General features: G+C 46.4%; 21 protein-coding genes. 4 read left to right on the top strand and 17 right to left on the bottom strand.

What is annotated here, in order from left to right; genetic code table 11:
* Nucleotides 1-12: 12 nt before the first annotated feature.
* Nucleotides 13-993 (bottom strand): Gfo/Idh/MocA family protein, encoded by a 981-nt coding sequence (locus M3629_RS08300; RefSeq protein ID WP_251504082.1) that lies wholly within the window; start codon nucleotides 991-993, stop codon nucleotides 13-15.
* A 289-nt stretch (nucleotides 994-1282) separates the two neighbouring features.
* Here M3629_RS08300 and M3629_RS08295 point away from each other — a divergent pair, with 289 nt between their 5' ends.
* The 4 genes from M3629_RS08295 (at nucleotide 1283) to M3629_RS08280 (ending at nucleotide 3430) form a co-directional block, all read left to right on the top strand.
* Nucleotides 1283-1471: a DUF5316 family protein gene (locus M3629_RS08295; RefSeq protein WP_251504079.1), complete on the top strand. Its 189-nt coding sequence runs from the start codon at nucleotides 1283-1285 to the stop codon at nucleotides 1469-1471.
* 55 nt (nucleotides 1472-1526) lie between these two features.
* Entirely contained in the window at nucleotides 1527-1886 is a 360-nt protein-coding gene (locus M3629_RS08290) for a DUF3221 domain-containing protein (RefSeq protein WP_251504076.1), read from the top strand.
* A 144-nt stretch (nucleotides 1887-2030) separates the two neighbouring features.
* Nucleotides 2031-2615, top strand: a complete 585-nt coding sequence (locus tag M3629_RS08285) for a bifunctional transcriptional activator/DNA repair enzyme AdaA (RefSeq protein ID WP_251504653.1) — start codon at nucleotides 2031-2033, stop codon at nucleotides 2613-2615.
* Entirely contained in the window at nucleotides 2612-3430 is an 819-nt protein-coding gene (locus M3629_RS08280) for an SPL family radical SAM protein (protein WP_251504072.1), read from the top strand. Before M3629_RS08285 ends, M3629_RS08280 begins: the two co-directional genes overlap by 4 nt.
* Nucleotides 3431-3587: 157 nt before the next feature.
* Here M3629_RS08280 and M3629_RS08275 read toward each other — a convergent pair whose 3' ends face one another.
* From M3629_RS08275 to M3629_RS08200, 16 genes are all read right to left on the bottom strand, one after another.
* Nucleotides 3588-4694, bottom strand: coding sequence for a Gfo/Idh/MocA family protein (locus tag M3629_RS08275; RefSeq protein WP_154983453.1), 1107 nt, complete (start codon nucleotides 4692-4694; stop codon nucleotides 3588-3590).
* 120 nt (nucleotides 4695-4814) lie between these two features.
* On the bottom strand, nucleotides 4815-5543 hold the full coding sequence (locus tag M3629_RS08270; RefSeq protein WP_154983454.1) for a ThuA domain-containing protein: 729 nt from the start codon (nucleotides 5541-5543) through the stop codon (nucleotides 4815-4817).
* 86 nt (nucleotides 5544-5629) lie between these two features.
* A complete protein-coding gene (locus M3629_RS08265) occupies nucleotides 5630-6802 on the bottom strand; it encodes a Gfo/Idh/MocA family protein (protein ID WP_251504070.1) in 1173 nt (390 codons plus the stop codon).
* A gap of 74 nt (nucleotides 6803-6876) precedes the next feature.
* Nucleotides 6877-7944 carry a LacI family DNA-binding transcriptional regulator gene (locus M3629_RS08260; protein WP_251504067.1) on the bottom strand — a complete coding sequence of 356 codons (1068 nt, stop codon included), beginning with the start codon at nucleotides 7942-7944 and terminating at the stop codon, nucleotides 6877-6879.
* A 250-nt stretch (nucleotides 7945-8194) separates the two neighbouring features.
* Nucleotides 8195-9280, bottom strand: coding sequence for a class II fructose-bisphosphatase (gene glpX / locus M3629_RS08255; RefSeq protein WP_251504063.1), 1086 nt, complete (start codon nucleotides 9278-9280; stop codon nucleotides 8195-8197).
* Between the two features lie 756 nt (nucleotides 9281-10036).
* Nucleotides 10037-12379 carry a glycosyl hydrolase gene (locus M3629_RS08250; protein ID WP_251504060.1) on the bottom strand — a complete coding sequence of 781 codons (2343 nt, stop codon included), beginning with the start codon at nucleotides 12377-12379 and terminating at the stop codon, nucleotides 10037-10039.
* 285 nt (nucleotides 12380-12664) lie between these two features.
* Entirely contained in the window at nucleotides 12665-13060 is a 396-nt protein-coding gene (locus M3629_RS08245) for a hypothetical protein (protein ID WP_251504039.1), read from the bottom strand.
* 132 nt (nucleotides 13061-13192) lie between these two features.
* Nucleotides 13193-13765 (bottom strand): (2Fe-2S)-binding protein, encoded by a 573-nt coding sequence (locus M3629_RS08240; RefSeq protein ID WP_251504035.1) that lies wholly within the window; start codon nucleotides 13763-13765, stop codon nucleotides 13193-13195.
* The gene (gene pucD, locus M3629_RS08235) at nucleotides 13762-16077 is read right to left on the bottom strand and encodes a xanthine dehydrogenase subunit D (protein ID WP_251504032.1); all 2316 of its coding nucleotides are present in this window, start codon (nucleotides 16075-16077) and stop codon (nucleotides 13762-13764) included. The genes M3629_RS08240 and pucD overlap by 4 nt, the downstream gene beginning before the upstream one ends.
* Nucleotides 16078-16142: 65 nt before the next feature.
* Complete coding sequence (locus tag M3629_RS08230; protein WP_251504030.1) at nucleotides 16143-17093, bottom strand: FAD binding domain-containing protein; 951 nt, start codon at nucleotides 17091-17093, stop codon at nucleotides 16143-16145.
* 77 nt (nucleotides 17094-17170) lie between these two features.
* Nucleotides 17171-17821: a nucleotidyltransferase family protein gene (locus M3629_RS08225; protein WP_251504027.1), complete on the bottom strand. Its 651-nt coding sequence runs from the start codon at nucleotides 17819-17821 to the stop codon at nucleotides 17171-17173.
* Entirely contained in the window at nucleotides 17763-18893 is a 1131-nt protein-coding gene (locus M3629_RS08220) for an XdhC family protein (RefSeq protein WP_251504025.1), read from the bottom strand. The genes M3629_RS08225 and M3629_RS08220 overlap by 59 nt, the downstream gene beginning before the upstream one ends.
* Nucleotides 18894-18934: 41 nt before the next feature.
* Nucleotides 18935-20260: a 5'-deoxyadenosine deaminase gene (locus M3629_RS08215; RefSeq protein WP_251504022.1), complete on the bottom strand. Its 1326-nt coding sequence runs from the start codon at nucleotides 20258-20260 to the stop codon at nucleotides 18935-18937.
* Between the two features lie 32 nt (nucleotides 20261-20292).
* The gene (gene uraH, locus M3629_RS08210; RefSeq protein ID WP_251504020.1) at nucleotides 20293-20670 is read right to left on the bottom strand and encodes a hydroxyisourate hydrolase; all 378 of its coding nucleotides are present in this window, start codon (nucleotides 20668-20670) and stop codon (nucleotides 20293-20295) included.
* Nucleotides 20671-20712: 42 nt separating this feature from the next.
* Complete coding sequence (uraD, locus tag M3629_RS08205) at nucleotides 20713-21222, bottom strand: 2-oxo-4-hydroxy-4-carboxy-5-ureidoimidazoline decarboxylase (RefSeq protein WP_251504017.1); 510 nt, start codon at nucleotides 21220-21222, stop codon at nucleotides 20713-20715.
* A gap of 310 nt (nucleotides 21223-21532) precedes the next feature.
* A complete protein-coding gene (locus M3629_RS08200) occupies nucleotides 21533-23149 on the bottom strand; it encodes a PucR family transcriptional regulator (protein WP_251504014.1) in 1617 nt (538 codons plus the stop codon).
* Between the last annotated feature and the right edge of the window lie 267 nt (nucleotides 23150-23416).

Genomic DNA, 23416 nt, shown 5'->3' with positions numbered 1-23416 from the left:
AAACTCTCTCGTTTAATCATTGGGGAAAACAAGACCAATCTGTTGCCTGATCTGATCCATGACCTTCATCGTTTGATAGGAGCGTTCGTACGTATTCATAGTGGATTCTATTTTCCCTTGTTGCACCAGATTCACGAACTCCTCCACTTCATAATACATCGCGGGATGTCGCTGTTCCACCGTCAGTACCTCAATCGTACCGTCATTATAACGAATTTCTGCATGTTCCGGCGATCCAATCTTGTCGATGATGATACTTCCGCGCTCACCCATAATTTCGCTAGGTACGTGTGAATTGGAGATTTTGGAGTACGTTACGACCGCATCCATTCCATCATAATTCAGCAACACACTGCCTTGCCCGTCAACGCCGGATTCCAGCATCATGGCTTGAGATTGAACCTGGTTTGGTGCTCCGAATAACGTAATGAGTGGATATAAACAATATACACCCAGATCCATTAATGCCCCATTAGCGAGCTCAGGCTTGAAGGCATTTAACACGATACCTTCCTTATACTTGTCATAACGCGAAGAATACTGCGAATAACCTGCTATGTACTTGCGGACAGGGCCGATTTTGGGCAGATGCTTCTCTACACTTTTAAATACGGGAACGAGAGTTGACTTCATTGCTTCCATCAGCAGCACGTCATGCTTGCGAGCTGTCTCAATCATACTGTGTACTTCTGCCGCATTAGCCGCAAGGGGTTTCTCACACAGTACATGCTTGCCATTTTTCAAAAAAATCTCCGCTTGTTGTGCATGGAGTGTATTTGGCGTGGCAATATACACTGCATCCAGCGCATCACTAGCTGCCATTTCTTCCAAATCCGTAAAACGATAGGCTGCTTCATACCGATCTGCAAATGCGTTAGCCTTATCTTCTGTTCGCGAATATACCGCCGTTAGCTGAAAGCCTTGCACTTGAACTGCAGATTCCAGCAGCCTTTCCGTAATCCAGTTGGTACCTACTACACCGAATCGAACCATGTTTATCTACCTCTTTCTTCTATGACTGATGTTTGTAATTTGTTGTTGGTTCAGGAGATCAGAATGATCAAGGCTATATAAGTGGAACCATTTTTAGTTCAACTGATATAGATGAACAGTTCTTTATATTGTAGCGTATATTTCAGCAGGAATGAAGAAAGAGCTAATCGCTCATTGCGCTGAGAGATTGAATACCCTGTATTTTTACAATTTGCTTCCTCGCTTGCAACGTTTCCCTATATTAAACGTTTTAATAAGAATTAGGGTATTTGGGAAGGAGATATTTAATATGAATTTTTTTATTTATCTAGGGATTATACTTATTTTTGTTTCTGGACTTTGCATTGGAGCATGGACGACTGGTTACCAGCAAAGAGGTAATTTCCATACAGAATCTAAGGAAGACCGTTATATAAAGAAGAAAGTTGCTAGATGGTCCACGTTTGCAGTTGCTGGTTTGATCTATTTGTTAAGTTAGATTATAAATGGAATGCAAGCCAACAACTTCATATCACATTGAAAGTAGGTCCCTCATGATAAAAACATTTTTATTTATTTTAATTAATATGATTGTATTAACAGGCTGCTCTAACAAAGAAGAACAAATAAATTATCCAATTTACGAGGGTACTGTAGTATATAAAGAAGCTGAGAATAATAAGTATAAATTTCTTGTGCTCCAAAATATAAGTAAGGAAGATTTGGCAAATGGAGATTCCGAGAAATTTATAGAACTAGCACAAAATCAAGAAGCAGCATATTATTACCTCGATAAAGAACATTATGATTCGATTGAAGTAGGACAAAAAGTGAGAATCACTGCTGACCTTAACCAAAATGAATCCAACCCGCCTATTAGAACAGCTCTAAAAATTGATAAGATCAATGAGTAAGGAACTCACCATACTTTTGTCTTCAAAATAATAAAAAAGAATTTCGTTTAATAATTTGCGATTATATTGATATCTTGCGATTTCAATCCGAAACTTCGTCATTTCCCGATCATGCAGGGTATAATGAAAGCAGAGGTGAATCTGATGAAACCTACAGAGCAACATAATACCCTGCCTTCGTGGATTCCCCATGAATACTGGGAAGCAATAATCCAGAATGATCACACGTACGATGGTACGTTTTTCTACGCGGTACAAACAACCGGTATTTTCTGTCGTCCCTCGTGCAGATCAAGAGCACCCAAATCGGACAATGTCCTGATTTTTCAAAATGCCGAACAAGCGCTAGCTCACAAATTCAGACCGTGCAAACGCTGTAAACCTACAGGAGAACGGGTGCCAGATCAAGAGTGGATTTACGGAATTACGGAGTATATAGCGAAGCACTACACGGAACCATTGACGCTGGATGTACTTGCTGCTGCTAGCCATGGAAGTCCTTACCATCTGCATCGGGTGTTCAAACGCATTACGGGTCAAACCCCGGTTCAATATATCCAAGCGAAACGTATCAGCGAAGCTCAAGCTCTTCTTGAACATACACATTTAACCGTTAACGAAATCGCACGCCAAGTAGGGATATCTAATCCGGCTTATTTCATTTCCGTTTTTCGTAAGCACACCGGATGTACTCCTGCACATTACAGAGAAAGGCATGACAGCTCATGAAGGCTCAATTGGCTTACAAGGTGCCCAAGACATTATTAAACAAAGGCACGGGCTTCCTGAATGGTTACACCCATACCTTGAATCCTTATACCGGTTGCACCTTCGGATGTTCGTACTGCTACGTTAGACAGATGCCTGTCAACTTATTTCGTAAGGAAGACTGGGGAAGCTGGGTGGATGTGAAAAAAGAAGCCTCCGGCATCCTCGCCAAAGAATTGCAGCGAGCCCGTAAGAAAGGAAAAATAACAATATTCATGTCGTCCAGCACCGACCCGTATCACCCCGTCGAAGCTCAGGAACAAATCACACGTTCATTGCTGGAAACGATGCTGATCGAACCGCCGGATTTTGTTTTGGTGCAGACCCGAAGTCCGCTGGTTACTCGTGATATTGATATCCTGCAGAAACTCGGTGAACGTGTGCGAGTGAGCATGACCGTCGAAACCGATCAAGACGATATTAGGAAGCATTTTACTCCCTCTGCACCACCTATCGCAGGTCGCCTACATGCACTTAAACAACTACGGGATGCTGGCGTCCCGACTCAAGCAGCTATTGCACCTGTATTGCCAAGCAGTGAACAGTTTGCGTCTACACTGAGGCCGCTTGTTCAGCGCGTGTGTATTGATGACTATTTTATGGGTGACGGTAGCGAAGGCAAGCGCACACGGAGACTTGGGATGGAGGCCCTCTATCAGGAGGTCGGAATGCAGCACTGGTATCAGCCGGATGCTTACCAAACGGTTGTGGAGCGAATGCAGTCGCATTTTTCAGAACAGGAGATCTATATAAGTCAGGCCGGATTTGAGCCTTGATTATAAATACATTTTGCTAAATGTCAGATAAAATAACGGTAATCTTGCATTGTACATTTGATACACAATACTCTTCGTACACAAAACGGCCTCTTTCCCATTTTCTTGGAAAGAGGCCGTTTATTTCTGTTTACACGTGAAAGAAGTTATGCACTTCTTACTGATCCAACGTATATAGTGGCAGGTTCACTGGCAACGCCGCTGGACGTTGACATGTGCTCTGCATTTTGTAAAAAGTCTGCTCATCCGAAGAGTCATGGAACGCCCACATGGCTTCAAGCACGTGGTAAGCCAGCTCGCCGCTCGCTCGGTGCGCGCGACCACTTTGAACAGCATACGCCATATCCGCCACGCCGATGCCACGCGTATTTTGCTGGTATCCTGGAAGAAGCGGAGCCTCTGTCCATTCATGTTCCCCCATCAAACGATAACGGACTGGGCCGCCAAAAGTGTTCGGGTCAGGGACTTGCAACGTGCCATGCGTTCCGTAAATCTCAATCGGAGGCAATGCACTTCCGCCAAATACATCAAAGCTTGTAATTAGCGTACCGATGGCTCCCTGCTCAAATTGGAGCAGACCGGTGACATGGGTTGGAATGTCAACGGGGATGATCTGGCCTCTCTTTTTCTCACTCGTAATCGTTCGCTCTGTCATCGCTTTACCCGTCATTCCCGCAATGGACTTAATCGGCCCCAGCAATTGAACAAGCGCGGTTAGATAATAAGGTCCCATATCAAACATCGGTCCTCCACCGCTTGCATAATAGAATTCCGGATCAGGATGCCAGAACTCATGTCCCCGGCTCATCATAAAGGCTGTTGCCGCTACCGGCTTCCCGATGATACCATCCTCAACGAGCTGCAGTGCTGTCTGGATGCCTGAACCGAAGAAGGTTTCAGGTGCACAGCCTACAAGAAGGCCTTTGCGTTTGGCTGTTTCAAGTACAGCCTGCCCTTCTTCACGGGTAACCGCGAGTGGTTTTTCGACATATACGTGTTTGCCCGATTCCAGCGCACGTATGCATACTTCGGCATGCACGGCAGGAATCGTCAGATTGATGATCAACTCGATCTCGGGACTCGCAAACATTTCGTCCACCGTGTATACGTTAGGAACGTTGTATGCAGCAGCCTGTTCCTCTGCCCGATTCCGATCCAGGTCGGCAACCGCAACCAGCTCAAGCACCTCGAAACGATGGCAGTTCTCCATATAGATGCCGCTGATCTTACCACAGCCGATAATACCTACTTTCATTGTTTTCATGCCCTTGCTCCCTTCGCCGTGGATCTGATATGTTGTTTAAAATCCTCTTATGGATGTCATGTGAAAGCGACATTACAAACGTACAGATTGACTAAAATAATGAACTGTAACTGTAGAAGATTAGGTCTGGTTGTCTGCCATGCCTGTGTATACCTCTGTCGTCGCATCGGTTTTGCGGCTCTTCGCCAGTTCCTTACCTGCGGCTGTCCAGAGGAAACCACTGCGCATCATCTCGGTTACGGGTTTCATATCTACGATGTCTGCATGGTGTCCTAGTGAATTGTAAAATACCCGTCCTGCACCCCAGCGCTTCGTCCATGCTACTGGCATATCGACAGGCCCATTGGCAGCGTGAGGCCCGGATACAATCGGGAAACGGGTGGTTGCGAGCACTTCCACAGCCGGGTCAACGTGCAAGTAATACTGCTCACTTTTCACCTGAAAATCTTCAATATGTTCGAAAAGCGGGCTGGAGCCTCGCTTCATATTCACCATATATTCGACCCCGTCGTTACCTGGATGAGCTACCCACTGTCCGCCTGTCATAAACTGCCAGTCTACGTTGTTACGGAAGGCGTCACACATCCCGCCATGCAGACCTGCCAGGCCCACACCACTCTGTACAGCCGCTGAAACGTTATTCACCAGCTCCTGTTCAATCTGCCCCATCGTCCATAGAGGCACAATCAGATCCAGACCGAGCAATTTCTCTGCGTCCGCATACGACTCCAAAGTGTCAGAGACTTCGACTTCGAACTGCTCTTCCTTCAAAATACGCTCAAAAATCGCGGCTACTTGCTCCGGCTCATGTCCATCCCAGCCGCCCCATACAATCAGTGCTTTTTTCATCGCTAGATCCTCGCTTTCGATACATTTTTTTTGATGCTTCCTTGGATCTGAAAATCGGAATCGGACTACAGCTCGTTATCACATCGTTACATCTCTTCAAGAGTTACCCAGCGACGCTCCGTTACCGAACGTTCTACGGCTTCAAGTACTGCTTGGCAGGCAACTCCATCATGGAAGTTTGGCGACGGCTGACGGCCTTCTGAAATAGCGGTTACAAGTTCCAACATTTCATGTGTGAATGTGTGTTCAAAACCAATCGTATGTCCCGCAGGCCACCAAGCCTCGGCATATTTATGCGCAGGATCGGTAGCCAGCACGCGGCGGAAGCCCTGCACATCTTCATCATCCTTCGTGAAGTAGACTTCCAGTTCGTTCATACGTTCAAAGTCAAAACGCACACTGCCCAAGCTACCGTTAATCTCAAAAGAGTTCGTGCTACGATGTCCGGCAGCGAATCGAGTCGCTTCGAAACTGCCAAGCGCCCCACCTGCGAATCTCGCCAAGAACAACGTGGCGTCATCCACTGTTACTTCACCTTTCGGTGCATCTGCACTTGAACTGCCTTTGGCACTAAGACCCGTCATCTCGGAAGCGAGCGGACGTTCTTTGATGAACGTTTCACTCATGCCAATAACCTCCTGGAATTCACCAACGAGGAAACGAGCGAGGTCAATTAAGTGAGCACCGAGATCACCGTGTGAACCGGAACCTGCGACTTCTTTTTGCAGACGCCAAACGAGTGGGAAGTTCGGGTCCAGAATCCAGTCCTGAAGGAAAAACGCACGGAAATGATAGATTTTGCCCAGCCGTCCACTTTCGATCAGATCCTTCGCAAGCTGTACGGCTGGGGAGAAACGATAGTTAAACCCGACCATATGGGTTATACCTGCATCTTCTGCAGCCTGGAGCATCTCGCGGGAGTCAGCCAGCGAAAGCGCGAGTGGCTTTTCGCAGAACAAGTGCTTGCCTTGACGTGCTGCCTCCAGCGCAATTTCCTTATGAGCATCACTTGGAGCATTGATGTCAATGAGGTCGATGTCATCCCGTTTGACCAGTTCACGCCAATCCGTGACGCTCTCAGCCCAACCAAATTGATCTGCCGCCGCCTGAACTCCCTGCTCATTGCGACCGCATATGACCGACATTTCAGGCTGTAGCGGCGCAGATGGGAAAAACATGGGCAGACTGCGATAGGCATTACTATGGGCCTTCCCCATAAATTTGTATCCAACCATCCCTACACGAAGACGTTTTGACATAATCATTTCCTCCCTTAATAGAATGAAAAAAAACATGGGTATAGAATGAAAGTAACTAACGGATCTGCTTGGCTCTACTTTTCAACATGACGGTTGGAAGAAGCACGAATAATCAATTCTGTGGGTAAAAGAGTTCGTAACGAGTCAAAAGCTACTGTAGAATGATACCCTTTCGAATCTTTTGCATCAGCTATTCCATTCGTACCTTGCATCAGTTTGGACACAGCAAGCTCCCCCATCTCGAAAAAGGGAACCCTGACGCTGCTCAGCGCGGGAACAGCCATCTCGGCCGCATCCGAGTCATCATAACCAACAAATGCCGGGAAATCCTGAGTACGTACTCCTCGTTCCCGCAAGCCATGCATTACACCAATGGCCATCCGATCATTCGCTGCGAACACGGCATCAATCTCATGCAAACGATCAGCTATAGAGGCTGACGCCTCAATGCCACTCCGCCTGCTGTAGTTGCCTTCAAATAACAGACTAGAATCCAGCTCCATGCCCGCCTCATGCAGCCCCAATCGCACGCCCTCCAATCGATCCTGACTGTTCGAATAGCTGTCGGGTCCATTCAAAAAGGCGATTCTACGATGTCCCTGATCGGTAAGATGACGTATAGCAAGCCTGCTTCCCTCTACATGATCAGCATCCACTTCCATGAATGACTCATTCGCAAAATGCTGATTCATAACGCAGAACGGATGCCCTTCCCGATCCAGTTGCTGCATGGCCGCCAGCTCATCCTGATCATGTCTCGCACCAAGAATGATACAGGCATCAATTTTCTGTCTGCGGAACAAATCGGTATAATTCATAACCTCACCTGCGGTTTGAAACATAACGAGCAGATCAAGGCCGTTGTCTCTCGCTTTGCTTCCGATACCACTTAACATTTCCGAGAAAAAATAGGCTGAAAACAGATGCGCCTTCGGAACGTATGGCAACACAACGCCCAAATTGCCGCTCTTACTTCTGGCGAAGCTACGAGCAAGTGCACTCGGTACATAGCCTAGCCGCTCGGATGCTTCAAGTACCCTGCGGCGAGTCTCTTCCCTGATGGGTCCAACGCCGTTTAAAACTCTGGACACCGTCGCTTCGGATACCCCCGCTAGCTCAGCGACTTCTCTGCGAGAAGCCATGTCCGTCACCTCCTTCAGATGAAATGTGCACGTAAAAATCAAAAAATCATCAAGAACATCCATTTATGTACGCGCGTACATTTTCTCATGCCATGTAACCGTTGTCAATGCAAAAACAACAAAAAGAATGAGGAATTCAGGATTCACCTTTTTTCCTCATTCTTACTTGTCAATAATGTAGCGCACAGATTTGTTCTATGAACTTAATATATACGTACTATGAAGTTAATATATAGATGAAGTAAACATATTAACCATTTGTAATTACGCTTGCATCTTTGGCAGACTGACTGAATTCAGCCTGTTCCATCTCTTTAGTCAATTTCCGGATCATGCGATCTGATGGCTCGGAGGAAGCCTGAAGCTTACGAACCTTATGCAGTACCTCTTTGTTCGGCAGGAAATGCAGGGAACGAATAAAACGAATGGTTTTCGTTTTGGCACGCATGACAATCGAATCTGTCTCCGCCCGGTCATCTGCAAGATAACGCACGCCGCCAAGAATTTCACCAGGCGTTACTCCCGTTGCGGCAAAAATAACGTCCTCTGTACCGATCATGTCTTCCATCGTCAACACTTTGTATGGGTTATCAATGCCCATCTGCAAGCAACGCTGGAATTCATCTGCATTGGCTGGCATCAAACGGCCTTGAATCTCGCCTCCGAGGCAGGACAAGGCTGCTGCAGCCAGCACGCCTTCAGGGGCACCACCTGATCCAACATACAGATCAATACCCGCTTCCGGGAAAGCTGGAGCCATCGCTCCCGCAACGTCGCCGTCACTAAGGAATTTGATCCGCACGCCAACTTTGCGAAGCGTTTTAATCGTGCTCTCATGCCGTACTCGATCAAGGATCATGACCGTGAGATCGGAGATATTTTTATTTAGAGCAACAGCCGCTTTTTCCAAGGTCACCTCAATCGGATCTTCAATGCAGACTTTGCCTACCAGCGCAGGACCAACCGCCAGTTTCTCCATATACATGTCCGGAGCGTGAAGCAGATTTCCTTTTCCCGCCACCGCAATGACGGATAATGCATTGTTCAGCCCTTTAGCCACAATCTCTGTACCTTCCAGAGGATCAACAGCGACATCAACCTCCGGTCCCTCCGCATTGCCGACTTGTTCACCGATATACAACATTGGGGCTTCATCCATCTCCCCTTCCCCAATCACGACCGTGCCTCGAATGGACACGGAATCGAACATGGCACGCATGGCTAAAGTAGCCGCTTCGTCTGCACTATTCTTGTCGCCTCTTCCCATCCAAGGAGCTGAAGCTAAAGCCGCCAATTCTGTTACTCGGACAATTTCCAACGCCAGTTCGCGTTCCATGGTTGCCACTTCCTTTCTGATTTCCCACAGCATAACGTGAAGGTCATCTGAAAATCTATCGCAAATCCATATCAAATCAATCTATAAATAGCGTAGCATCAGCTTTTCTCTGGTATTTCCCTTATTTTTCTATTTATTAGACAAGTTAATTTAACTTGATTTAGGGGTAGGCTTATAGCGCGTATAACTTCCTTTTTTTGTATTAAAACATTAATATTTTTCCCAATTTTAATTATCGTTTTCTTCTCTCCTGTATCCTTAGGAGATTAGTGTTGCTATTCTACACTTATGGAGTGTTGTAACCCTAGCTCTGACTGTCATTTGAGCCAATAGGTCAGATGATTGACCTGCTCATTTTCAGTAGAATCGAAAACGATTTTCGGGAAACAATCTGATGTATAAAAGTTTCAACTAAAATGGAAGTTTGTTCACTGCAACGGAGTGTATCTTCTGTGTCTGAATACAGTTTATAAAGAGTCTATTTTAGTATTAATCAGGACTTTAGCATTCCCTAATACCATAGATGTAATCTATAAAGGATATCGAAAAATATAAGTTTACATAATATTTATTATGGTAAGAACTTCGTCATTACACCCTTACAAATTACATATACTACCAAAAGTATAACTTTCTAAAATAAAACATAACTCCCTTAAGTCTCGGATTTTTATCCATACGCTTCCTTCCCTACACATAATAAAACAAGACCGGATCAGTTCAACAAGAAACTGACCCGGTCTTGCTTGTTTTCGATTAAGGTTCCACACCCCATACCAACTGATCACTTACGTACCCGGTTACTTTGCTGTGATTAGCATATTGATTCCCCGTTGCCATGAATGAATAATCATCGGACTGATTGTAATTAGACCAGTTATTTTTAGAAAACCGAGCCTGTATCTCTGCACTTTCACCCGGATTCAGCACTCCGGCATTACTAGTGAATCCCAGTTCAACATAATAATCCGCGCCAGTTACTGGTGTGTCCAGCTTGACGAAGGTACTGGTAACGTTGGCACTGCCTACACTTGCCCAATCGGACCAGAAGGTCTGTGCTTGCTCACCATCAATCGTATAATAGTACCGCACCTTTACATCGCTGAGAGGAATAGCCGTATTCCCGGAATTAATCAGCTTGAACTTGGGTGCGATACCGTTCGTCGAAGCACTCGTATTGCCGTTATACGCCTGAATCGTTAGCTTGCTGTCTGGTGGTACTACAACAATGGAACTATCGATTACATTCAACTTAAGAACAGCATCTTTACCATTGTTGAAGTGAAAAGTTAGGCTCGTTTGTCCAAGCGGTAGTGTTGTTAGATAGGCTTGCTTCAGCATCACTGTTGATTCAGATGCCGTATAATGCTGGCCGGAAACCAGATTCACACCTCCCTTAGAAACGCCCGTAAACTGATGCCCATTCAAGGTAAGCGAAATCGTAATATCCTCTGCATGACTTGTTTCCTTGTCAAAGGTTGCACTTCCGGGTGAGATGACCGCACTTGGATTGGGCTGGTTCGCCTTCAGATCCGGCAACTCATCCAGAGTAATGACATAATCGCTTTGATAGAGCGTTTTTAACGTGGAAGCATAGTTAAATGCTTCGCTCATCAGATGCTCGCCGTACCACGGAAGGAAATAAAGCCAGCCCGCTTTTTCCTCTGTCAGATTTTTCACGCTTGGAACGGTATCGTTCTCTGTCATTGCCACCATTTTTTTGCCATTGGTCAAGTTCACAAGCTGATAAAATGTGGACGTAATAGCATCCTCATTAGGCACACCGGATAATCCATCGTAACGATTGTAGATCGTATTGTATTTGTCAAAGCCCACAAGGTCTACTTGATCATCCCCCGGATACCAAGCTGGTGAAGTACTGTAAACGTAGCTGTTGTAAGTCCAGATCAGGTTATGCAGGTCATACGTTTCAGTCAGCTCGGTGTAGATCATATCCCACAGCTTCTTATACACATCCGCTCCGGCAGAAGCCCACCAGAACCAGGCTCCCTCTCCGTTCAGTCCTCCGTTCCCTTCTGCTTCATGGTAAGGACGGAAAATAACCGGCACATCGTTATCCTGTAATATCTGGAGCTGCTCCGCCAGATCTTCAATGGTCATCATGACATACTGATATTCCTTCGTACCAGGAATGACAGCCTTTGCGGTATCAAAGTTCGTTTCGGTTGGTTTGTAGGTCGCCTCTTTCCAATCGACAAAATCGCCAAGTTGATACGTAGTAAAGTTACGCGGCACATTGATATGCCAAGATGCGGTTGCAATGCCTCCGCGGTTGTTCACCCAGTCGATCAACCGATCCGTTGTACCATCTTCCCAGCCATAAAGCGGGTTGTAGTTCATAAAATCAAAACCGCGAATGGCCGGATATTTACCCGTCAAATCATGAATCCACTCAAACTCCAGCTCAGAATTTCCGTCATTCCCTCCTCCATAGATCTCCTGTTGCCCCGATATGATCTTGTGTCCATATACCTCCGTTAGATAATTCATCAAAAGCTGTGTTTCCGGCGTAGCCTGTGAATCCGTGAGCACAGGTTGTACGTTTAGCGGATCAAGATCGGCATAATCCACTGTGAACGTATCAAAATATGCATAACCCCAGCCAGCCTTCAGTTGAATTGTGTTGCTTCCCTTGTTTAATTTGTGGAAACCAAAATCATAATCCGACCATGTTGTCGTATATGGAAGCATGTAAGAGCCTTTCGTTACCCCGTTCACTGCCAAGTATTGAAGTCTGCCATCCATACTAAGCTCCTGCATAAAACGGGTGGAAATACTGTACATCCCCGTTTCGGGAACGGTTACATCTAATGTGATCGTTCCCGATCCCTGCATCCAGACAAATCCGCTTCCCGAGTAACCTGGCTTCGGCTGTCCGTAAATCTGAGTTACCACTTGCAAATCCGAGGTTAATTGTGCATCTTCACCTTCAATCTTAAGCAGCGGGGCATCCGCTTGCGCAGGTGCAGGCAATGCCAGCATACCCAACAACAAGGTACTGACCAGCATGATTGCCAATGCTTTTTGAATCCTCTCCCTCCATCCATTCTTCGTTTCCATCTCCATTCGGACCTTCATTGCCATCTCCCTTTCCATCTGAAATGTGAGAGCGAAATGTGCATAACCCCAATCATGATGGCGCTTTCATATGTAAACATATCATGAGTGGATAAAATTGTAAATATATGGTTATATAGATCAGTCATCACTATATGTATCAAGAAAAAATAATTATTCTATCCCAATAAAACTTTACAAACCCACATTCCGAAAACGCTTAAATTTACATTTAAAAACACTATGTTTTTCACAATCTAGTCATGCTTATGTAACTAAGCTCTTCATTCATCTTTCATCTTTCATTCATCTGACACCTGAATAAACATAGCTTATTCTTTTTTTATCCCCTGATATCCAAGTAATCAGGAATTCGGGTGATGTGCCTTTACTTTTGTCCAAGGCGAACTCTTCCACGTTTTTCGTTATGTCCAAAAGGTAGTGACCATCAGGTGACGACACATCATGATATTCGATCGTATCGTTAGGGTATACAACCATAACTTTTACGTTGCTTGCTTTTTTCGCTGGAAACATATCAAACGTTACGGTTGCTTTGTACATTCCGCGATCTCCCCCATAACTTTCGACAACCTGGCTCGTATTTACGACGGCCTCATTATTCTCAATGTAATTTGCAAGCAACATGATCACAAGCAGACTTAACACGGTTCCCAGAAACAAATGCTTTTTCTTCATCATAGTTCCCTCCACACAAAAAAATAAGAACTTTCCACGGGCAGCGCTTGATCTCCACTCGCAGGAAATTCTCTATTATTCTTAATATTACCATAATTTTGTACAAAAATTAAATCTTGCTCCTGCTTCGGATCATCAGGTTTCAGCACCATCTGTTTGTACAAAGTTAACCGCTGATCTGTTTACATTTTCTTTTACCACTGTTCCAACCGTTCCTTTAACTGCGCAACGCTCACTTGCCTTGTTTACCGCGCGTATTATCCCGGCATAGCCTGTACAACGACAGAGATTACCGCATAATCCGGTTTCAATCTGCTCCAGAGAAGGATGTGGACATGCGTCCAGCAAAGCCTTGGTTGAAATAATCATCCCTGGAGTGCAGTATCCACACTGAAATCCGCCTTCTTCCACGAAGGCTTGTTGAATGGGATGTAGCTCTCCCTTTTTCTCACCATGAAGTCCTTCAATGGTTGTAATGTCGCTTCCCTCACTTTGATACGCCATCACGAGACAAGCATTAACTGGCTCTCCATTCATGAGAATCATACATGCACCGCATCGTCCGACCTCACAAGAAACCTTCGTTCCCGTCAGCTCTAAGCGATTCCGAAGGATATCGACAAGTCGTGTTTCAGGAGAAACGGACAGTTCTTTTAATTGCCCATTCACTCTAGCACTCCATGTCTGTTCAAGAGGCTGATTCTTCATGATGGCTTCACTCCTTCTGGCAAAAGAACATTTATCCCCTGACTGAGTTGCTCGCGCGGCACGGGGAGCTGAGTTACCCATACGCCTGTTGCCTGATGAATAGCTGCAGTAATCGCAGGTGCAAGTGCAACGGAACCAATCTCGCCAATGCCTCTGGGTCCGAATGCATCTCCTTCAGGTAAATCTTCAATTGCCTCTACTTCTAAATTCGAGTGAATATCCTTGATTGTCGGAATTAAATACGTGTCCAGATTCGCCGTAACGTAGCGGCTCTGCTCCATGACGGCATCCTCGGTTAACGTAAATCCAAGAGCCATTACACTGCCACCTTCAATTTGCCCTATATAACCCATCGGATTAATTACTGGTCCTGCGGCTACAATATGCCTTGTATCCAGAAGTTTGGTTTCGCCCGTAAGCATATTGACCTCCACCTCTGCAGCAACTGCGGCATACGTGTAAAGGTAATGACCGCCCACCACATTGTCAGGTGTCGTGGGGTAATGAAAAGTGGTGTCAAAAATCCATTCCTGCGCTTCACCCTGCTTTACAAGATCCGTATAAGCAACGACTAAACGGGGGGCAGAGGTTGAAGAGAAATCCTGTGATTTTATCCATATTCCCTCATGTCCTGTCATGAGTTGCTCTGCCGAAATCCCAGAAAACTGTGATGCAACTTTAAGTAGCTTTGCACGGAACGGGTGCTGCAAGCGTTGCAAAGCCATCCAGGCCATCGTGGTGGAACGAGATGCCGTACTGGATCCACTATGGGGCACGCGGTCTGTATCCCCAATAACAATACTCAGGTCCGATGGGTGGCACTGGAACAGATCACAGAGCATGATCTCCAGCGTGGCCACAAGACCTTGCCCGAATTCCTCGTAGCTGAAGGCCACTTCAATCTTGCCCTCCGCATTCAACGACAAGCGTCCACCTGCCGGATCTGGAATGCCATAACCAAGCCCGGCGCCATGCATCGCGATAGCCGCCCCTACGCCTCGTTTGATCCATGGAGGAAGTGACGCTTCCACCGGAGGATGAATATGCTTCTGCCATAGCTCCGAGCGGTCCAGCGCCTCCCATACTTGATATAGTCCATCCGTGGGCAGAATACGCTGGTTCAAGGGACCGGGATCATGCTTCTGCCTCAGATTACGCCGCCGAAACTCCCAAGGGTCCATATCTATGAGCTGTGCCAAACGATCCATCTGACCTTCCATTGCAAAGATCGCCTGATTGCCTCCGAATCCGCGAAACTCCCCCGATAATCCATTGTTTGTATACACAGATACCCCTTCTACATCCACATGCGGAATCATATACGGCCCCATACAATGCTCGGTACAGAAGTTTAATACGGGTGCTCCAAGCGTTGCATATGCACCGGTATCTGCCGTAATACGAACTCGATGTGCCTGCAAAATCCCCTCACGGCTTATCCCCGTTTGCATCTCGATCTTCATCGGATGACGCTTCAAACCAGCCCGAACGGATTCTTTACGCGAGTTATGCATTTTAACAGGTCGGCCGCATTTTAACGCGAGCAGTGCACCATAAGGTTGCACGTTCAATTCATCTTTTCCGCCAAACGAACCGCCAATAGGTGAAGATACCACCCGAATGTGTTCTTCCGGGCAGCCAATAATACGTGCGAGTTGCATACGATCCTTATACCCATGCTGTGTTGCCGCATAGACATGAAGACGACCCATCTCGTCAGGTGCAAACAGCCCTCCCTCTGTCTCCATATATGCATGCATTTGTCGTGGCGTATAATAAGTCTCCGTTACAATATGAGCACAAGAGTCAAAAGCTTGCTGGGCATCTCCGCGTTTGATCTCTGTACGATGCAGCACATTGCCTGGACCATGTGGATGCAGTTCAGACGCCCCAGGAGCCAGTGCGGCAGCCGTGCTATCCAGTGGCTCAATCTCCTCATACTTTACACGAATAGCTTCTATGGCGAGCAAGGCTCGTTCAGGTGAGTCGGCCGCAACAGCGGCAATCGCATCGCCTACATAACGAACAACATCTTCACAGAAGACGGGCTGATCCGGAGTCGCAATACCAAAACGGTTGAGTCCAGGCACATCCTTGGCTGTTAACACCGCATATACACCCTCCATGGCTTCCGCTTCCGATGTATCAACCGACAGCAACCGTGCATAAGGATAAGCACTTCGCAGTACTTTCCCATAGACCATGTTAGGCAAGGACATATCCGTAAGATACTGCAATTGTCCCGTGACCTTAGGAGGGCCATCCGGCCGCAGATGCCAGCGATTTCCACTCTGTTTCCGGTTAAGCAACATGGTGTTCCTCCCCTTTCGTAGCTCCTTTTTTAAGTCCAGTTCTGAATTGCAGATGGCTTAGTTGCCTATGGATGAAAAGCCTGCCACAGTCCGGCCCCAAGCATATTTCCGGCCGACTGTCTCCTGTAGATTTCGGTGGCAAAAGCATCCGTATAGGATACAAATTCAGCAACAGCCTGGGTTGCAAGCCCGGCGGCTTGAGAAGCATCTGCTTTTCCTGATCGAAGCCAGTGCTCCGTTTCGGTTAACCTCACAGCTATACCCGAGCCGCCACCAGCAGCTATCGCAACCTGTGTCCATCGTCCGTCCTCCGGACTAACCTCCCCGTGAAAAGCTACCGTGACAAGCGAGGCAGTAAATGCCTCTCTTCGGCCTAATTTACGATAGAAGGAGATTTGATGATTTCGTTCAGGTATGGCTTGCTCGGTCTCGTATACGTATTGCTCTGGATCAGAGAACGATAGATTTACTGTAGCGTTCCTGAACGGAATATGAATGGAGATTAATACATCATCTGCGTTCAGCTTGTTATCACGTCCATTTTCAAGCCATAACGCCACGCGCTGCGTCTCCATACCACGACAGGTCAGGAAGTGAAGCTCAGCATCATACACAAGTAGCGCCGGTAACGAATCCCCTATCCCGGAAGCAATATTTCCGCCAATCGTCGCCAGATTTCGAACAGAAGGGGCCGCTATAGCCAAGATAGCCTGATGCAAAATAGAAAACCGGCTTAGCAAAGGGTCTGTTGCACATTCCCTCAATCGGGTCATGGCTCCAATCACAATCTCATCCCCTTGCATCGAGATTCCACTGATCTCGGGAATGCAAGCCAAACTAACCAAATGTTCTGGTAAAACCTTTGATGAAGCTTCCCATTGTGTTCGCAATAACGTGCCTCCAGCAACGTAACACCGTGTTCCTTCAATCTGTTCCCTAATATTTTGTAGTTCTTGTAACGTATCTGGCTGCCACACCGAGGGCTGTGCACCTGAGCCGTATCCCGGCAGTACCATGGCTCTCCCTCCTTTATTTCTCCGTTTCCTCTACCTTTCCAATCGTCTTGCTGTGTTCGTACAGAGTCGCGTTGATTTTAGGCTTCCCTCCACATCCGTTCTTCTGCATATTTCAGAATTTGTTGCACTTGCAACTCCGTATCAGCGTCCCAGAAACTCTCTCGCCCTAAAGACACCTGTACACCTTGGTATTTAGGGTTTCGGAGCATTTTGCGTGCCCCTTCATCTCCGTGTAGGGACAGAAGCGGGCCGAACATATGTGAGCGAAAAGCAACCGGGGGTTTACTCCCCTCATTGTCCGTACCCGCAACATAATCAGACAGCGGATTAGAATCCAGTATCGCGGTGACATGATTAATATTCTCTGTCGTTATAAGGGGCTGGTCTGCCATCAGCATCAGGACCCCCTTCGGCTTGTATTCCATCGCCGTCAATATACCGCAACGAATGGAGTTTGCCATACCACCAGCAAAATCGTTACATAATACCATACGCAATCTTTTGTCGGGATTATATGTGTAAGAGAATGTCTTGTGCCATTTGGAAGGTAACCATTCAAGACTATCCTCTGGTTTGACCACACAGATGATGTGATCCAACCGGGAATTCAGAGCGGCCTCCAGTGTCCATGCCGCCAGTGCTCTTCCATCCGGCATCATAACCGATAGTTTATCTCGCCCAAGTCTGCTGCTCTTGCCAGCCGCCAGAACGATCCCTGTCGTTTGCATAAGCACCGCTCCTTTTTTCGGTTACTAACGCAGATTTAACAGCCGTTCCCTTACGTCTGACCGCAATCATCTCTGCAACAATACTGATCGCGATCTCCTCTGGCCCATCTGCACCAATGGACAAACCAACTGGACTATGCACGTGATGTAATGGTGGCATTCCGTCGAACAAACGAGCTGTTCGGGTACGTGAACCCATAATGCCGAGATATGCATAGTTGGTGTTGTCTAATAACGCTATCCATTCTCGTTCACGGGGGAATTGATGACTCATTAGGATGAGATAGTCATGTTCATTGATGTTCAGCTGCGGGAAAACTTCCTGAGGAAAACCGTGCACGAGTTCCGCATCTGGAAATCGTTCTGGCGTACACAAGGCTGCTCTCCAATCTGTGATAACGACACGGAATCCAGCGGATTGAGACAGTGCGGCGACCGGTACAACATCATTTCCGGCGCCAATGATAATCAAACGTGGTTTGGGTGTATATAGCGAAGTAAAATGTTGAGGAAGATTCCAAGGATTATTCCTAACCTCCAGATCAGGAGGACAGGACAACGATAAATCATTTTCGAAACGATCAGGTTGTTCATTTGCAGTTAAATATTGCTCTTGTCCTGGCTCGGCTGATTTGACTGACTCGATCTTCGAGCAACGATACGTAATGTTAGTGTAATCGTCATTGAACGACCGGAGAAGAGAAACCGCTATTGCCGCATCCAAACATCGTTGCATCTGTTTCATTATGTCATACAGCTCACCACAGATCGGTTCAAGCAGAACAACTACAAGGCCTCCGCAACCAATTGTTTCGCCCCAGGACAAGTCGTCTTCAGGCCTCATATCGTAGGAAGCCAGCTCAAGTTGTTGCGTCTCCAGCACGCGGCTCACCCTGGCTTGCAGGTCACTCTCCAGACAACCCGGACTGATACTGCCGTACATCCTGCCGTCCTCCGTTATTAGCATAGAAACCCCTTGTTTGCGATAGGCATGCCCCTCCACTTTAATCGCAGTAGCAAGTACACTCCGGGTTTCACGAAGGGCAATGGCACACAGATCATGCATCTCCATAGGGCCGCCCCCTCTTTACTATTTGCCTTTCAACGTTTCTGTTATAACCGTTTCATTAGCCGTGCAATGCATTTATCTGACTCTCGTAATACGATGCTGCGGTCAATGGTTTGTATTTTACGATTGTTCAGCACGATACTGCCATCAATGATGACCGTTTCCACACAGCTACGAGTAGCCGAATAAACGATACGGGAGTAAATGTCGGTCTCATAGGACGGGTACGTATGAAAATCATCAAGGTCCAGCAGGATCATATCTGCCTTTTTGCCGACTTCAAGACTGCCAATCTCTCTGGATAGCCCCAACACTTCCGCCCCGCCCATCGTTGCCATGTGTAACACGGTTCTGGCATCCATCACCGTCGGCCCGTGCGGCACCTTCTGGATCAGTGCTGTCATACGCATCTCCTGAAACATATCCAGATTGTTATTACATGGCGCACCGTCTGCACCGATCCCCACTGCAATTTGTCTGTTCAAAAGGTCGGGGATGTCGGCAATTCCGGAGGAAAGTTTCATATTAGATCCGGGACAATGGGTTACTTTGACACCACGTTTACGAATAATCTCCTTCTCTTCTTCACTCAGCCACACACAATGCGCAAGAACCAATCTGGGAGTAGCCAGGCCAATGTGATCAAGATAGACGATGTTCCGCATACCTCTCTCGTGTTCAACCAGTTCAATCTCTCCACGATTCTCGGAAGCATGGGTGTGCACTTTGACGTGATATTTATTCGAGAGGTCACATACTTCCGTAAGCAATTGTTCTGTGCAGGATACAACAAACCTTGGACAAAACGCATATTGAATGCGGCCTCCACCGAATCCGTTCCATTTTTCTAACAAATCAACACTCTGCTGCAGCGAATCCGCCGTATTCTCACGCAAAGGCTCAGGAACCTCATCACCATGATCCATCATCACCTTACCTGAGATGACCCGGATTCCACTCTGGGCCATCGCTTGAAAAGCCGATTCCGTATGATGCACGGTCTCCATATCCAGAATGGTTGTTGTGCCGCTAGAGATCAATTCGCCCAGTCCAAGCATTGCCGAGTAATATACCGATTCCTCGTCATGTGCCGCTTCTAGCGGCCATATGCGTTTGCGGAGCCAATCCATCAGCTCCATATCGTCCGCACGTCCGCGAAACAACGTCTGGCATAGATGAATGTGGGTCTGGATAAACCCCGGCAGTAACACTTTCCCTCGTGCATCAATGACTTGATCTGCCAGGTTCTCATCGATATGCACCGCCATGTCTTTGATTTTGTTATCTTCGATGAGAAGATCTCCCGTAAATACTTCCTCTTCTGTATTCATCGTGACCAATTGCGCGCCTTTGAGTAGAATCGTTCCCATCCCCATCTCCCCTATCCCGTCCTGTCTTATCTTCAGCTTCCCCGGTACGTGCTGTATCCCCCCGGTGCTATCAACAAAGGGATATGAAAATGACCCCCGGTATCTCTTACGGCAAAACGAATAGGGACTTCGGTCCACAACACATGTGTCATATCCGTTTGAGCATCTTGTGCAAAATAGCGTTTCACATCAAAACGCAGTTCATATTCGCCCACTTCCAGCTTTCCTTCGTGAAGCAGAGGTTCATTCAAACGTCCATCCGAATTGGTCAATGATTCTGCCATCTTCAGGGCATTCCACTCGTTTCCTGACCATTTTATAAAATAGAGTTCAATTCTCACTCCTACAGCAGGAGCACCCTTAGATGTATCCAGTACATGTGTAGTAATCCGGCCAGCATTCGGCTGCATCAGGCATTCACCTTCGATCTATGTTTATCCTTTTTCTTCAGATCACTTTGCACGCTCGGTCATCCATTGTTGCAAACGGATTGTCGCAATTTTAAATACCTCATTTAATGCCGTTACGAATTCTTCTTGCTCGTTTTTCTCTAGCCGTTGTCTTATGGAATCAAAAATAGATCCCTTCGTATGGCCCTTCACCGCTAAAATGAACGGAAAGCCAAATTGCTTTGTATACCTCTCATTCAACTGCTTTAGCTCGTTATATTGTTCCGGTGTTAATGAATCCAGGCCAGCACCAGCCTGCTCCTGAACCGAGCTGGTACTCATGCTGATGCGAGCACCCAAATCCGGATGCTTTCGGAGCAGTTCCAGCTTCTCTTTATACTCCGAGTCAAGAACTTGTTTCGTCATAACCTGCATCATCTCTTCCCATGAACAAAAAGGCCGAAGTCCGGCAGCACGCTCTGCAATCCAAGCAGACTCTTCAAATAACGAGCCAAATTCTTTCATAAACTGTTGATCAGACCAGCCGTTAACGAGATGTATAAGATCATCCATGTGATAACCTCCGGTCTCTATTTAATTATTGTTTCTCATTCTATTCACTGCTTCAGAATGTAGCAACATTATTTACGTGATTTTGTAAAATAACATAACATCAAACAAATGAATTGTTATCTGCGCATGGAAAACCGCTCTTACACTTGCTATGTATGTCAAAAAACTGCACTCACCAATGAAGGAAGTGCGGTTTAATCCATTTCAATATAACTCATGGTCAACACTCTAAGTCTCACTCATATCACGAGCATTGTAAACACATGAACACATAATCAAATGAGCACATCAATTATAAGAGTAGTAGTGATTACGTACGAAGTCTTACAGGCGCTTTATCTCGCACGAATTTACGGAAGGTAAAGACCAGCTTTAATTTGAGCAGATCATTCGTCTTTTTGAAATCCATTTGCAACAGACTGCCGATCTTCTCCATACGATAAGTTACCGTGTTGCGATGCACATACAACTGTTTGGCGGCTTCATTAATTAATCCGTCATTTTCAATAAAAGACTCTAGCGTGCTCATCAGCACCTGATTGGGATCACCGTCTCTGGCAAGTAACGGTTCGAGCACTTTATGACAATAATTCTCCATCATTTGTTCCGGCACATGCTGAAAGACATACGCAAATTCCAACATCTCAAATTGCAGTGCCCGATCCTTCATGCCGAGCCTTTGGGCTAACTGACGTGTATCCAGACACTCTTGGTATGCTTCACGTAGTGAAGTTGGCTCATGTTTCATTTTGCTTATCCAGAAACGAGGCCCTGGCGCACCTTTAGCTTCTTGAGCCGTGAGCACATCGCCAAATCGATTTAAGAGAAAGGCGGACAACTCCTCACCATAATCACGTCCGGTCGGACAACTGTAGATGGATAGGATTCCTTCATTCATCTGAAAATGCTGAGAAGCTGTGAATTGCATAAGGGGATTGTACTGCAACTCACGATGAATCTGTTTGAGTAGCTTCCCCTCGGCAAAGGCATTGGGTTCGAGCGTAGTTAACACACACTGATACGTCTCTTGAAAAAGGTGTACTCCTTTATTTTCGCTCAAAGTCATGAGCTCCTGTATGGTCAATTTCTGCTCCATATATTGGGTCAGCAAGGTCCGCATTTCATCCTGAACGGTTGGATTGATATGCTCACGGTAGGTCATATCCATGTAAAAGGCGAGCACATCCGCAGCTTGCTGAAACAGCTCCTCCTCCGCTCGTAGAGACAAGGCAGAATCCGTGTACACCAGCAGGAAACCCAGTTCCTCGTCTTTTTGTTGAATCGGGACTCGGTGACAGCTCCCCTGATTCCATTTTACCCGGTGCATGACTGATTTCCAGGGCCAACCTTGCGTGACTGCATTGTCCGACATCACGTCATCGTTCGCATAGAGCACATGTCCGCGGGAGCCGATAACGGCAATCGAATAATTGAGGATCGTGGACATTTCGGCAAACACATTGCGATGTTGTTGTTGCTGTAAGGCAAACTGCATGAGTTTCTTTTGCTTCTGAACAACTTCATGCAGTAGCCGATGGCTACGTTCATGTTCCGCTTTAAACAAGGCATTCATCTGGTCAGAGAAAGTGAATTGGAACGGAAGCTCCAAAAGCGGTAGCCGAAGTCGATTCGCTTCCTCTACTATGCCTTGGGGAATCGAATCCCAGAACCGTCCAAGCTTGATGCCGATTCCCGCGCATCCACGTTCATTCAGCCGTTGCATTAATCGAAGCGTATCTGTTTCACTATCTTTGATCATAAAAGCGGTCGTAAACAACATTTCTCCAGATTTGATCCAATCTGCAATATCAGGAGCGTCCATGACGTTGACTGACTTCATCATCCGTGAAGTCCCTTCCCGGCCCGCAATCAATTTGGCTTCAGACAGCGGGTATACCTGCAAAGCTTCTTTAACGGTAAGCTGCATGGACATGACCTCCCATATATTTAACACAAATGTGTAAACAAATCGTTTACAATGACCTTTAGGCTTCGTAATTCCACCGATTTTGAAATAAAAAATAGAGAACCTTTGATTGTTCGTTAAGTATTATAACATCAATTTCCATAAAGAAACTTACATGAGAAAAAAATAAACCTATGTCCTCAATTCAGCATCATCATGCTGTCATGGGCATAGGTTTGAAACATTTTAAATAAATATTTTATGCTTAGCATTTTAAATCCAGCAATG

This window comes from Paenibacillus polysaccharolyticus (assembly GCF_023714295.1).
Lineage (GTDB): Bacteria > Bacillota > Bacilli > Paenibacillales > Paenibacillaceae > Paenibacillus > Paenibacillus polysaccharolyticus_A.
The sequence above is the reverse complement of the archived record's forward strand: the minus strand, read 5'-3'. Positions and strand labels throughout refer to the sequence as shown.

Excerpts from the sequence above, each read along its gene's own strand:
- M3629_RS08300 (WP_251504082.1), bottom strand. The coding sequence starts at position 993 with ATGGTTCGATTCGGTGTAGTAGGTACCAACTGGATTACGGAAAGGCTG.
- M3629_RS08295 (WP_251504079.1), top strand. The coding sequence starts at position 1,283 with ATGAATTTTTTTATTTATCTAGGGATTATACTTATTTTTGTTTCTGGA.
- M3629_RS08290 (WP_251504076.1), top strand. The coding sequence starts at position 1,527 with ATGATAAAAACATTTTTATTTATTTTAATTAATATGATTGTATTAACA.
- M3629_RS08285 (WP_251504653.1), top strand. The coding sequence starts at position 2,031 with ATGAAACCTACAGAGCAACATAATACCCTGCCTTCGTGGATTCCCCAT.
- M3629_RS08280 (WP_251504072.1), top strand. The coding sequence starts at position 2,612 with ATGAAGGCTCAATTGGCTTACAAGGTGCCCAAGACATTATTAAACAAA.
- M3629_RS08275 (WP_154983453.1), bottom strand. The coding sequence starts at position 4,694 with ATGAAAACAATGAAAGTAGGTATTATCGGCTGTGGTAAGATCAGCGGC.
- M3629_RS08270 (WP_154983454.1), bottom strand. The coding sequence starts at position 5,543 with ATGAAAAAAGCACTGATTGTATGGGGCGGCTGGGATGGACATGAGCCG.
- M3629_RS08265 (WP_251504070.1), bottom strand. The coding sequence starts at position 6,802 with ATGTCAAAACGTCTTCGTGTAGGGATGGTTGGATACAAATTTATGGGG.
- M3629_RS08260 (WP_251504067.1), bottom strand. The coding sequence starts at position 7,944 with ATGGCTTCTCGCAGAGAAGTCGCTGAGCTAGCGGGGGTATCCGAAGCG.
- glpX (WP_251504063.1), bottom strand. The coding sequence starts at position 9,280 with ATGGAACGCGAACTGGCGTTGGAAATTGTCCGAGTAACAGAATTGGCG.
- M3629_RS08250 (WP_251504060.1), bottom strand. The coding sequence starts at position 12,379 with ATGAAGGTCCGAATGGAGATGGAAACGAAGAATGGATGGAGGGAGAGG.
- M3629_RS08245 (WP_251504039.1), bottom strand. The coding sequence starts at position 13,060 with ATGATGAAGAAAAAGCATTTGTTTCTGGGAACCGTGTTAAGTCTGCTT.
- M3629_RS08240 (WP_251504035.1), bottom strand. The coding sequence starts at position 13,765 with ATGAAGAATCAGCCTCTTGAACAGACATGGAGTGCTAGAGTGAATGGG.
- pucD (WP_251504032.1), bottom strand. The coding sequence starts at position 16,077 with ATGTTGCTTAACCGGAAACAGAGTGGAAATCGCTGGCATCTGCGGCCG.
- M3629_RS08230 (WP_251504030.1), bottom strand. The coding sequence starts at position 17,093 with ATGGTACTGCCGGGATACGGCTCAGGTGCACAGCCCTCGGTGTGGCAG.
- M3629_RS08225 (WP_251504027.1), bottom strand. The coding sequence starts at position 17,821 with ATGCAAACGACAGGGATCGTTCTGGCGGCTGGCAAGAGCAGCAGACTT.
- M3629_RS08220 (WP_251504025.1), bottom strand. The coding sequence starts at position 18,893 with ATGGAGATGCATGATCTGTGTGCCATTGCCCTTCGTGAAACCCGGAGT.
- M3629_RS08215 (WP_251504022.1), bottom strand. The coding sequence starts at position 20,260 with ATGGGAACGATTCTACTCAAAGGCGCGCAATTGGTCACGATGAATACA.
- uraH (WP_251504020.1), bottom strand. The coding sequence starts at position 20,670 with ATGCAGCCGAATGCTGGCCGGATTACTACACATGTACTGGATACATCT.
- uraD (WP_251504017.1), bottom strand. The coding sequence starts at position 21,222 with ATGGATGATCTTATACATCTCGTTAACGGCTGGTCTGATCAACAGTTT.
- M3629_RS08200 (WP_251504014.1), bottom strand. The coding sequence starts at position 23,149 with ATGCAGCTTACCGTTAAAGAAGCTTTGCAGGTATACCCGCTGTCTGAA.